The organism is Parvularculales bacterium (assembly GCA_036881865.1).
In the GTDB taxonomy this organism is placed as follows: domain Bacteria; phylum Pseudomonadota; class Alphaproteobacteria; order JAPOUT01; family JBAJNM01; genus JBAJNM01.
The window spans coordinates 1-10,865 of the sequence record JBAJNM010000085.1 but is presented as its reverse complement, the minus strand read 5'-3'; the positions used below and the strand labels follow the sequence as shown (position 1 = coordinate 10,865).

Here is a 10,865-nt window from a genome sequence, read left to right as displayed (position 1 = left end):
GTCAATCCGGCCTTTCATGAGCATATCGACATCATCGGATGACTTGACCCAGAAAACACCGTTCGCCTTCTCGATGCGACCTGATCTTTCAATCTCACGGCGCAACTCATAGCCGGCATTGGCAGAAATGAGATCGCCCAAATTTCGCTCTTCCTGCCTTCCCGAAACTTCGGGGAATTGCTCCCGGAAGGCTTTTTTGATCATCCCGTCCCAGTTAAAATCAGCGGATTTCTCCATATCGATCACGCCGGCTTCATCAGCCAATTCTGCAACAGGGAGAGTCAAATCAACGGCGATCTCAGTTTGCTGAATGGCGGTATAGCCATTGGCTGTCACCGTCCCCAACAGTGTGACGAGAAAGCCAAGTGCAAACGTGATGGCCGCTATGCCATAGAATTTCAGCCGCTTTTGCGCCCTGTTGCGCCTCTTAAGCGTCTTGGCCAGATGGGCCACACGCTCATTAGGGGTCATGGCGGAGAATTCAATCATATTTTTCCCCTAATCTGCGCGCTGTCGTCAGCGCTGCGATATTGAGCAGCAGGGTTACCGCAAAGAGTGTGATTCCAAGTGCAAAGGCAGAGAGTGTTTTTGGCGAATCGAAAACCGTATCACCTGTCAGCAGCAGGACGATCTGAACTGTCACAGTGGTGACGCTTTCAAGCGGATTGGCTGTCAGATTGGCAGAAACGCCGGCCGCCATCACAACGATCATCGTCTCACCGATAGCGCGGCTGATGCCCAGAAGGAAAGCTCCCACAAGTCCCGGCAAAGCTGCAGGCAGGACAACCCTTGTCACAATCTCCCCCTTGGTGCTGCCAAGGCCGTAAGCGCCGTCACGCAGCGATTGCGGCACTGCCGTGATCACATCATCTGAAAGCGATGAGATGAACGGAATGATCATCACGCCCATAACGCCGCCTGCGGCAAGGGCGCTTTGTGCGGATACATCCATCCCCAGATTGAGTCCGATTGACCGGAAGAACGGTGCTGCCGTCAGTGCGGCAAAGAAACCATAAACCACGGTGGGAATGCCTGCCAGAATTTCCAGCGTCGGCTTGACGAAATCACGCACGCGCGATGAAGCAAATTCGGCCATGTATATGGCAGCAAACAAGCCCACTGGCACCGCCACAAGCATGGCTATGGCGGCCACAAGCAGTGTCCCCGCCATCACAGGGATCATTCCGTAGGAGCCGGAAGCTCCGCCAACATCTTCATCTGCAGCAGCGCCGCGTAGGGCAATATTTGGAGCCCAATGAGTACCAAAAAAGAAATCAATCCATGAATAGGCCGAAAAGAAGCGCATAGCTTCAAAGAGCAGCGATGCGATAATGCCGACTGTCGTCAGGATCGCGAGTGCCGCCGCCAGAAAGAAAACACGCTTAAGGAAAGTTTCAAAAATGATCCGCGTCTTTAATTTTGGAGCGAGTCGCCAAAAGGCATAACCGAATCCAAATAGCGCCAGCAGCAGCACAAGGGCAAAACGGATATTGCTCATATTGGCACGTGCTTGCTTGTGTTCGGCGGCTAACGCAAGCATTGCCTCATCATCACTGGTGAGAACCCCATTGGCAAGATTTTCGATCTGCGCAACCTTCAAATCAATGAATGATGCCGGCAGATCCGGAAGAGCAATCATCAGTGATTGATAAATCTGTTGCTCAAGAATGGGTTTTGTAAATGCAGTGATGCAGAGCAGAAGAAGTATAGCCGGTGCGAACGTCCAGATCGCCGCATAAAAGCTATAATAGACAGCAAGAGAATGAGGTTTTTCTGATTGTGCCGCCGAAAGTGCTGTGATTCGCCGCCTTGATATCCAATAGGCCCCGATAGTGATAAGGAGCAAACAGATCAGCAACCCGCTGAATGATGAAACCGATGCCAGCATATACCAGCCTTCTTAAAAAGTGGTGTTGCCTAAAAAGCGGCAACACCACGATATTGTCAATATTTAAAGGTTATCGAGACTGGCCGTTTGAGTGGCGAAATCACTCGCAGACAGCGGAACCAGACCGGCAGCGAACAGGTAACCGTCCACTCCCATGGCCTTATCGGAAATAAATTCGTCAACAAATTCCTTCAGGCCCGGGACAACATTAACATGCTGCTTCTTGACATAGAAGAAAAGCGGACGTGCGCCAGGGTAAGCATAGGAGGCAATGTTCTCGAAAGTCAGCTCAACATTATCTATTGTAGCAGCTTGTACCTTGTCACGATTCTGATCGAAGAAGGAATAACCGAAGACGCCGAAGAGATCCTGGTCAGCGACCAGTTTTTCAACGATCAACGAGTCGTTTTCGCCCATTTCGATGGCAACGCCGTCTTCACGCAGGTTCTTGTAGCCATTACCGTCAATGCCCAGTTTCTTGAACCCGTTCTTCATGAAGAGGGAGCCCATGGCATCACGCGTACCGGAGGTCGGCGGGGGTATCATGACCGTGATTGGCTGGGCGGGAAGGCCAAGCTTTGGCATACCGAGCCTGACAACAAATTCGTCAACATCTGCCCAGGTCTTCAATTCGTTGACAGCCATGCTGTCACTGTCTTTCATACCGCCACCGGGCAGCTCGGCCGCCAGAGCGGCGGCGATGTGGGCGATGGAAATTTTGAAATTTGCCGCCTGATTGGAATTGGCAAAAGCCAGACCGTCGTTGCCAACGATAAATTCCTGAAACTCAACGCCGTTCGCCTTACAGAGTTCGGCTTCTGTAGATTTTATCGCACGGGAGGCGTTGGTGATGTCAGGATGCTCAAGGCCAATACCGGCACAGAACAATTTCAATCCGCCGCCGGAACCGGTTGATTCGATAACGGGGGTCTTGAAACCGCTGGACTGGCCGAATTTTTCAGCAACGATTGATGCGAAAGGGTAGACAGTTGATGAACCAACGATCGAGATCTGATCGCGGGCCTGGGCAGCACCGATGGTGGAAACTGCCATGGCTATGCCAAGGATGATATGTGATAAGCGCATAATAAACTCCATAAAGAGGTGGACATGCGCAAGAGGATATATCCCGAATATTACAGTTTTATGACGTCCGTGAATTATTATTTGGCGGCGACAGCGCATATCCGCTGCCGCGAACCGTCCTGATCAGATCAGGGCGCTTTTGTGCTCCCGAAAGCTTGTTCAGGGCCTTGCGGAGCCGGCTCAGATGGACATCAACCGTACGGTCATCAACATAAATGCCATGTCCCCAGACCTGATCCAGTAACTGGCTCCGGCTCAAAACCTGCCCCGGCCGTTCAAGCAGCAAGGCCAGAATCTGAAATTCCTTCGGGCCTAAATTGACCCGCTCACCGTCACGTTCAACAATCTTGCTTGCGGGATAAAGTTTCAGATCTTCGAATTCGAGCACTTCATTGAGCAAAGCCGGGCGCGAGCGCCGCAGCACGGCACGCACCCGGGAGACAAGCTCACGCGGCGAAAACGGCTTGGTCATATAATCATCGGCACCCGCATCAAGTCCAAGGGTCTTATCGCCCTCTTCACCACGCGCGCTTAACATGATGACGGGTATCATTTTCACTCCCGCCATCTTGCGCATAGCCCGGCAGACATCAATGCCGGAAAGGGCCGGCATCATCCAGTCAAGAATGACAATGTCCGGTTGCTGCTCTTCGATCAATTCAAGGGCTTGCCGGCCATCAGCAGCCTTCGTCACCGAAAAGCCGGCCTCAGCCAGATTGTATGACAGCAATTCAAGCTGATTGGGTTCATCATCCGCGATGAGAACTCGTATCGTCATACTAAATTTCATCCTGTTTCTTATATTCCGGCAGGGTAATGGAAAAAACCGTCTGGGCCATGGGTTTGCTTGTTATCGAAAGCCTGCCCCGATGGCGATTCACGATGTGTTTGACAATGGCAAGCCCAAGTCCCGTACCGCCCATCTGCCTCGAGCGCCCTTTGTCAACCCGGTAGAAGCGTTCCGTTAACCTGCTAAGGTGCTTCTCTTCAATACCGTCCCCGATATTTATCACATCAAAACGCAATTCGTTTTCCGATTCATCTGACAGTAAAATTTCTATATCGGTATTGTCGTGTCCGTATTTGATGGCATTCTCGATAAGGTTATGGAAAACCTCCATGATTTCATCCGTTTCACCAAGAACAGTGGTGGCATCATCCGGATTTTTTCGTTTATCGCGAAACAGGATTGCCCTGCCTTTCTTACCGGCACGGTTACTGATCGAAGCAATCACGGAATTTATCACCGATTTGATATAGATTATGTCCGTTGGAGCAATATGTTCCTCCACTTCAACCCGTGACAATGACATCAGATCATTAATCAGCCTCGACATGCGCTTTGCCTCTTCTTCCATGATACCCAGAAAACGCGCCTGTGTTGCCTGATCAAGTTCACTGCTGGATTGCATGGTTTCAACAAATCCGATCAGCGAAGTTAAGGGGGAGCGCAACTCATGACTGACATTGGCGACAAAATCACGCCGCACTTTTTCAAGGTTACGCTGCAAGGTCATATCCATCAGCAGCATGGCAACGGATGATGAGTCAATGCGGCGCATGCGAAGGTGAAACTGCTGCGCGGTTTTGTTATCGGCCCCGGCGATGCATTCTATGGCATGGTCACTATTCAACACGGCTTTGAAATCATCACTGAAATTTGGCATATTAAGGACTTCCGTCACCTTGGCTCCAACGATGCTTTTACCAAAGAGCCGTTCGGCAACATGATTTACCTGAATGATCACACCTTCAGTATCAAGAATGAAAAGGGCGTCATCAAGCAGCTGCCCGATACGCGATGTATCAAGTCCGACATTATGTCTTTCAGAAGGAGCCATATCAGCTTCAATCCCTTCCCTGTTCAGCCCGCACCGGTCAGTTGAAGAAACCGATTGGTGTCATACGACCAATACTAGCACAAAGAAACGGTTTCTGTTTGATCACCTGAATATAGCGCAAAAGTTTCATTCAATTGAAGGGGCTTGTCATCTGGGGCATCACAGCCTAGTTTTTTCGCATGGATCCGGCAAAAGAACATCGCGACAGGCAGCTCAAGAAATTGCATCAGGCGGGAATTTCCGATGATCAAATTACTCTTGCCGTGCAAACATCGGAAACCCTGCTGGGTATCGCCCGCGGCATTGCATCGGAGAATGACGATATCGACTCCAATATGCGCGAAGTGATTGCCGGCATGGCCGGGAAGCCGCGGCAATGAGTAGCATGACCCGTTATGCCGATCTTGCAGCTCTCGTCACCACCGAGCAGCAGCGGGCAGTGGAACAAATCAATGCCGTTTGCGATGATCTTGAGGGGCTGGGCCGCAGCCTTGATGCCGTTGCTTCGGTTCACCGCGAAGATGCCATCAGTCAGGCCGCGGCCATTCCCGCCCCTGCCACCGCCCTTAGCGGTGTGCCCCTTGCCCATAAAGAGTTGTTCCGCCGCAAGGGCTGGCCCGATGAAGGCGGATCGAGAAGCCGCAGGGGGATGCGATGCAAGGAAACATGCACGGTAATCGAAAACCTTGATGCCGCCGGGGCAATAGATTGCGCCCGGCTGGTGACCGTTGAATTTGCCTTCGGTGTCACCGGCCATAATGATTTTGCCGGAACACCGCGGAATCCCTGGAATCAGGATTACATTTGCGGGGGTTCTTCCTCCGGGTCAGCTGCGGTTGTCGCCGCAGGAATTGTGCCCGTTGCCCTTGGCTCGGACACGGGCGGCTCAATCCGCCTGCCCGCCGCGGCCTGCGGGCTTTTCGGGATCAAGCCGACCCATGGCCTTGTCAGCAGGAGCCGTGTCTTCGCCCTTTCCGCCTCACTTGACACCGTAGGCCCGCTGGCGCGGAGCCTGCATGATGCGGCGGCAGTGCTTGAGGCAATTATCAGCTATGACCCCGATGATCCCGAATCGATCGACATTAAAATGCCGTCGCTTACCGCCGGTATTGATGACGGTATCAACGGACTTAAAGTCGGGCGCATGCAGCGCTATTTCCTCGATGGCTGTGATGCGCCCGTCGCCAAGCAAACCGATGCTGTGATCAATGATCTCGGGCGGCTGGGCGGGTCAATCGTTGATATCGATTGCCCGGGGATTGAAGCGGGAAGCCCCCTCACCTCAATTCTTTCAGCAACCGAATCCTTTCATGAACATGAAAATACGATCCTTAACCACCATCGGCAGATGAATCCGCAAACAGTGATGCGGATTCTCGCAGGGATGTTTAGCACAGATGACGACTACCGGAAGATGCTGGCGCTGCGGGCCTCCTTCAACCACCGCATGATCAGCTCCTTGTTCAAAGAGATTGATCTGCTCATCACGCCGGTATGGCCCTGCCTTTTGCCCGACCGTAAGGCCAGTGATGCAGGTGCAAATCCGGATGCTGCAAGCCTCATTCAGAAAATCGGCCGTAATACACGGCCCTTCAACTGGCTCGGTCTGCCTGTGGTTACAGTGCCGGTGGGGCTGGATGAAAACGGCCTGCCAATGGCGGTCCAGCTTGTTGGACCTCCTTTCAGCGAAGCGATGCTTATCCGCACAGCACGGGTGCTTGAGCAGCACTATGCGTTCTGGGACACCCGTCCCAAAACGGGAGCCTAGGCTAAAGCGTCGACGTCAGGTGTCCGCCATCAACGGGCAACACCACACCTGTCATGAATGCTGCGGCATCACTGGCCAGCAGCAGGAGTGCCCCGTCAAGATCCTCGGGTGTGCCGCTGCGCTGCATCGGGATACGCCTGATGAGTTCCTCCCCTGCCGAACTGGCAAGAAAATCAGCGTTCATCTCGGTGGTTATGTATCCCGGCGCAAGGGCATTGACCCTGATTCCGTGACGGGCGCATTCAAGGGCCTGGACTTTTGTCATATGCGCCACTGCCGCCTTGCTCACGGCATAGGATGCGGCCCCGCCGACAGCACGCAGCCCTGTAATCGACGAGACATTGATGATGCTGCCGCCGGTGCCGGCTTCGGCCATCCGCCTTGCGGCCTGCTGCGCCACAGTGAAAACCGCCATCTGGTTGGTGGCAAAAACATCTTCGGTGGCTTTCGGATCGGCATTGAGAAACCCGGCAGGATCAACGATGCCGGCATTATTGACCAGCACCGTCGCACAGCCCCCGGCCTGTTTCTCGAGCGTATCAAAACCACGCGATACCGCATCGGCATCGGTCACATCCATGGGGATGGGAATAGCCATATCGCCAATTCCGGCGGCAAGGCCGGTGAGCCTCTCGTGGCGGCGGGCGGCCATGCCCACCACTGCCCCGGCTTCGGCAAGCACCTCAGCAAAGCGCAACCCCAGCCCCGATGACGCTCCTGTAACAAGGGCAATTTTTCCATCAAGTCGAAAAGACGGCAGAATCATATCTCTCGCATACCGCCGATCAGCTTTCTGACTTTTCGTCGGGTCTGATGCCGGAAATCGGAATTTTGACGTAAACCCTGCCATTATCTTCTGCCGGAGGCATGTATCCGGCACGCATATTGACTTGTATCGACGGCAGGATCAGTCGCGGCATACCCAGAGTGGCGTCACGGGCTTCACGCATGGCAACAAAATCCTCCTCGCTGACGCCATCGGCAAGATGGATATTTTGCTGTTTCTGTTCTCCTACCGTTGTCTGCCATTGCAACTCGCGTCCGCCGGGCATGTAATCATGGCAAACAAAAATCCGGGTGTCATCGGGCAGGGAAAGGATTCGCTGAATAGACCGGTACAGCAGACGGGCATCACCACCGGGAAAATCCGCCCGCGCGGTGCCTCCATCAGGCATGAACAGCGTATCACCAACAAAGACAGCATCACCTATCAGATGTGTCATACAAGCCGGTGTATGCCCCGGGGTCAGCATCGCCGTGGCATTGAGATTTCCGATATTATAGGTATCGCCGTCCTCAAAGAGACAATCAAACTGGCTGCCGTCACGTTCAAAATCGGTGCCGGCGTTGAAAACCTTGCCGAAAGTATCCTGAACAACGGTGATCAGGGCTGAAATGCCGATCTTGCCGCCTATTTTTTCCTGAATATAAGGGGCTGCGGAAAGATGATCCGCATGGACATGGGTCTCAATAAGCCACTCAAGGCTTAGATTTTCCGTCTCGATAAAGGTGATGATCTCATCAGCGGATTGGTATGAAATCCTGCCGGAGGCCGGGTCATAATCAAGTACCGTATCCAGCACGGCACACTGCCGGGTGGCCGGATCCGCCACAACATAGCTGATGGTGTGGGACTCTTCTTCAAAGAAAGCCGTGATTTTGGCCTCTGTTGCCGCTCCGGACATAACCACCCTTTGTTTGAAAATGAAAGCTGTGGCCAAAATTGTGGCAACTGCCCCTTGTGATGTCAAGCTACCCTTAGGCTATCCTTAGGCTGGCTACCCCTCACACCGGGGATCGGCGCAAAAGTGATGGCACAAAAGTGATGGTTGACATTGTTTGCCTATATATTAAAACTTAGCTTATACAAAATTTATAGCCAAAGGCAAAATCGTCATGCGTCTCGCGGGTAAATTCAGTCTTGCTGCACTATTGTTTCTAGGCCTGACCTCTTCTGCCGCATCGGCAGAGGCGATTAAGGTCGTGACAAGTTTCACCATCCTTGCGGATATGACGCGCCAGCTCGCAGGGGATCGTGCCGAGGTGGTTTCAATCACCAAGCCGGGATCGGAAATTCACGGCTACCAGCCCACACCTCATGATTTGGTCAAGGCCAGCGATGCCGATCTGGTTTTGTGGAACGGTCTTGGGCTTGAGCGCTGGTTCCGCCAGTTTCTGGCACATCTCGATGATGTCCCCTCCCGTGTTGTCAGCATTGGCGTGACGCCGATCCCCATCAGCCGCGGCGCCTATGATGGCAACCCCAACCCCCATGCCTGGATGGGGCTTGCTGATGCAATGATCTATATCGACAATATCAGCACCGCTCTGGCTTCGATCGACCCTGAGGGAACGGTTACTTATGAGGCCAATGCAAAAGCCTATAAGGCCGAGCTGGCGGCGCGCGTTGCGCCCTTGCGCGAAATTGTAGCCAAAGTTCCTGAAAGCCAACGCATACTTTTAACCTGTGAAGGAGCGTTCAGTTATCTTGCACGGGATCTCGGCCTTAAAGAAATTTACATCTGGCCCGTAAATGCCGACCAGATCGGCACACCGCAGCAGGTGCGCCGGGTGATTGATGCCGTACGTGAAAATGACATCAAGGTGGTCTTCTGTGAAAGTACCGTGAGCAGCGCGCCTGCAGAACAGATCGCCCGTGAAACAGGGGCCCGGTTCGGCGGCGTTCTTTATGTCGATTCTCTCAGTCGTGCTGACGGCCCCGTCCCCAGCTATCTTGACCTGATCGATGTCACGGTTTCAACAATCGCACGGGGACTCATGGAAGGCGGCACACTATGACCACTCACCCGGCAGGCATTACAGCCCAATCACTGACCGTGACCTATCGCAACGGCCACACGGCTTTGCACGATGTTAATTTCACAATCCCCCGGGGCAGCGTTACTGCATTGGTGGGAGTCAATGGCGCAGGTAAATCAACCTTGTTCAAGGCCATGATGGGATTTATCCCCTCCGCCGCAGGCAATATCACGATCCTTGGTCATACCATCGAGCATGCGCTCAGGGAGAACCGCATCGCCTATGTCCCACAATCCGAAGAGGTGGACTGGAATTTCCCTGTTCTTGTCGAGGATGTGGTGGTGATGGGGCGGTATGGACATATGGGCATCCTGCGGCGCCCCGGCCGGGCCGACGATCAGGCCGTTGATTCCGCCCTTGAGCGTGTTGGCATGTCGGCCTGGCGGAGGCGCCAGATCGGCGAGTTGTCAGGTGGCCAGCGCAAACGCGTCTTTCTCGCCCGGGCCCTGGCTCAGGAGAGTGAAGTCATTCTGCTGGACGAGCCTTTTTCCGGAGTTGATGTCCAGACCGAGGAGCAGATCATCAAGCTCATGCGGGCACTGGCCGAGGAAGGCCGCGTCATCCTCGTATCGACACATAACCTCGGCTCTGTTCCAGAATTTTGTGATCGCGCGATTCTCATAAGGAACACAGTGCTGAGTGAAGGGCTTACCGAAGAGGTCTTTACCCGAAGCAATCTGGAAAAAGCCTTTGGCGGCGTCCTGCGTCACCTGACCCTGAGTGGCACAACCCTGCATGAAGATAGTGACGGGCGCGAAGTCACCATCCTCACCGATGATGAACGCCCCTTCGTCCAGTATGGTGAAAAAACCCAGACAAGTCAGCAGCGTGACGAGGAAAAACCGTCATGATCGAAACGCTGCTTGAGCCGTTCAATTACGGCTATATGACCACTGCCATTCAAATCTCAGGGCTGGTAGGGGCAATCTGCGCCTTTCTTTCCGCCTATCTGATGCTAAAAGGCTGGTCTCTGATCGGTGACGCCCTTTCCCACTCGGTTGTTCCGGGGGTAGCCGGCGCCTATGTGCTTGGTCTGCCCTTCGCCCTGGGGGCTTTCATTTCCGGCGGACTGGCGGCACTGGCCATGCTGTTCCTGTCCGAGCGGTCAGGGCTTAAAATTGATGTCATCATCGGGATAATCTTCACGTCATTCTTTGGACTGGGACTGTTTATCATATCGGTCAGCCCGGTGGCGGTTTCGGTCAATACCATCATCATGGGCAATATTCTGGCCATCACACCCGAAGACAGTGTGCAGCTTATCATCATTGGTCTTGTCACCCTCAGCATCATGACCCTGAAATGGAAGGATATGATGGTCGTCTTTTTTGATGAAAACCATGCCCGTTCCGTGGGACTGCAGCCAAAAGCGCTGAAACTTGTTTTTTTCACTCTGCTTTCCGCAACAGTCGTCGCCGCCATGCAGACAGTCGGCGCTTTTCTTGTTATCGCCATGGTGGTG

General features: G+C 53.5%; 12 protein-coding genes. 5 read left to right on the top strand and 7 right to left on the bottom strand.

Going from position 1 to position 10,865, the window contains the following annotated elements:
* The 5 genes from V6Z81_11270 to V6Z81_11250 form a co-directional block, all read right to left on the bottom strand.
* Positions 1 to 489 (bottom strand): DUF3333 domain-containing protein (locus tag V6Z81_11270; GenBank protein ID MEG9863047.1); only part of this gene is annotated, 489 nt, incomplete at its 3' end.
* Positions 482 to 1,888 (bottom strand): phosphate ABC transporter permease subunit PstC, encoded by a 1,407-nt coding sequence (gene pstC, locus V6Z81_11265; GenBank protein ID MEG9863046.1) that lies wholly within the window; start codon positions 1,886 to 1,888, stop codon positions 482 to 484. The genes pstC and V6Z81_11270, both read right to left, overlap by 8 nt.
* Before the next feature lie 63 nt (positions 1,889 to 1,951).
* On the bottom strand, positions 1,952 to 2,974 hold the full coding sequence (locus V6Z81_11260; protein ID MEG9863045.1) for a substrate-binding domain-containing protein: 1,023 nt from the start codon (positions 2,972 to 2,974) through the stop codon (positions 1,952 to 1,954).
* 58 nt (positions 2,975 to 3,032) lie between these two features.
* Positions 3,033 to 3,752 carry a response regulator gene (locus V6Z81_11255; protein MEG9863044.1) on the bottom strand — a complete coding sequence of 240 codons (720 nt, stop codon included), beginning with the start codon at positions 3,750 to 3,752 and terminating at the stop codon, positions 3,033 to 3,035.
* A 1-nt stretch (position 3,753) separates the two neighbouring features.
* On the bottom strand, positions 3,754 to 4,815 hold the full coding sequence (locus V6Z81_11250; protein ID MEG9863043.1) for an ATP-binding protein: 1,062 nt from the start codon (positions 4,813 to 4,815) through the stop codon (positions 3,754 to 3,756).
* 179 nt (positions 4,816 to 4,994) lie between these two features.
* On the opposite strand from V6Z81_11250, the gene V6Z81_11245 reads away from it, so the two are divergent.
* Positions 4,995 to 5,195, top strand: a complete 201-nt coding sequence (locus V6Z81_11245) for a hypothetical protein (protein ID MEG9863042.1) — start codon at positions 4,995 to 4,997, stop codon at positions 5,193 to 5,195.
* The gene (locus V6Z81_11240; protein MEG9863041.1) at positions 5,192 to 6,583 is read left to right on the top strand and encodes an amidase; all 1,392 of its coding nucleotides are present in this window, start codon (positions 5,192 to 5,194) and stop codon (positions 6,581 to 6,583) included. The genes V6Z81_11245 and V6Z81_11240 overlap by 4 nt, the downstream gene beginning before the upstream one ends.
* A 1-nt stretch (position 6,584) precedes the next feature.
* On the opposite strand, the gene V6Z81_11235 is transcribed toward V6Z81_11240, so the two are convergent.
* Both V6Z81_11235 and V6Z81_11230 read right to left on the bottom strand, forming a co-directional pair.
* Positions 6,585 to 7,349 carry an SDR family oxidoreductase gene (locus V6Z81_11235; protein ID MEG9863040.1) on the bottom strand — a complete coding sequence of 255 codons (765 nt, stop codon included), beginning with the start codon at positions 7,347 to 7,349 and terminating at the stop codon, positions 6,585 to 6,587.
* A 19-nt stretch (positions 7,350 to 7,368) separates the two neighbouring features.
* On the bottom strand, positions 7,369 to 8,334 hold the full coding sequence (locus V6Z81_11230; protein ID MEG9863039.1) for an MBL fold metallo-hydrolase: 966 nt from the start codon (positions 8,332 to 8,334) through the stop codon (positions 7,369 to 7,371).
* Between the two features lie 145 nt (positions 8,335 to 8,479).
* Here V6Z81_11230 and V6Z81_11225 point away from each other — a divergent pair, with 145 nt between their 5' ends.
* The 3 genes from V6Z81_11225 to V6Z81_11215 form a co-directional block, all read left to right on the top strand.
* A complete protein-coding gene (locus V6Z81_11225; protein MEG9863038.1) occupies positions 8,480 to 9,382 on the top strand; it encodes a metal ABC transporter substrate-binding protein in 903 nt (300 codons plus the stop codon).
* Positions 9,379 to 10,254 (top strand): manganese/iron ABC transporter ATP-binding protein, encoded by an 876-nt coding sequence (locus V6Z81_11220; GenBank protein MEG9863037.1) that lies wholly within the window; start codon positions 9,379 to 9,381, stop codon positions 10,252 to 10,254. The genes V6Z81_11225 and V6Z81_11220 overlap by 4 nt, the downstream gene beginning before the upstream one ends.
* Positions 10,251 to 10,865 (top strand): iron chelate uptake ABC transporter family permease subunit (locus tag V6Z81_11215; protein MEG9863036.1); only part of this gene is annotated, 615 nt, incomplete at its 3' end. The genes V6Z81_11220 and V6Z81_11215, both read left to right, overlap by 4 nt.